Here is a 531-nt window from a genome sequence, read left to right on the forward strand (position 1 = left end):
CACCCAAAGAAGCTCCGCGTCGCCCATTCCGAGCTGATTCATGTAAAGCGGCGTAAAACCAAACACTGTGATAAATAATACGGCATGGGCCGTCATAGACAGGATGGTGAAAAGCTTCAGCTTTGGCAGCCGCAATGTATCTTTGATGTACTGATTGACACGAATGGTGCCACGGTTTGCGGGAGGAGCAGACGGATCCTGAATAAAGCAGCAGATCACCAGACCTGCGGCAGAAGCTGCCAGCGCCATCCAAAAAGGAACCTGCCTCCCTAAATGGGCTGCGGCGAGCCCGCAGAACACAATGCTGGCAAACTGAGGCATGACGGTAAAAAACTGCATGATGCCCATTGCTTTTGATGCATTGCCATTGTTGAAATAATGTGCGTATAAAATGGTCGCCATCACCCACGTAGAAGCAGTGATTCCCGCGAAAAGCCGGGCGGCCAGCACGAAGAAGAAAGAATCAAACATCAGAAAAAGCAGGCTGCTGAGGACGGAAAAGCCGAACCCGGCAATTAACAATTGCTTGCG

1 protein-coding gene is annotated in these 531 nt (G+C 50.8%); it reads right to left on the bottom strand.

Annotated features, from left to right (window positions below):
• Window positions 1-531, bottom strand: a 531-nt coding sequence (locus ACWHAR_RS31530) for an MFS transporter (RefSeq protein ID WP_452088986.1), incomplete at both ends; no start/stop codon positions are given.

The sequence above is a fragment of the Bacillus sp. LR--39 genome, from assembly GCF_053613335.1.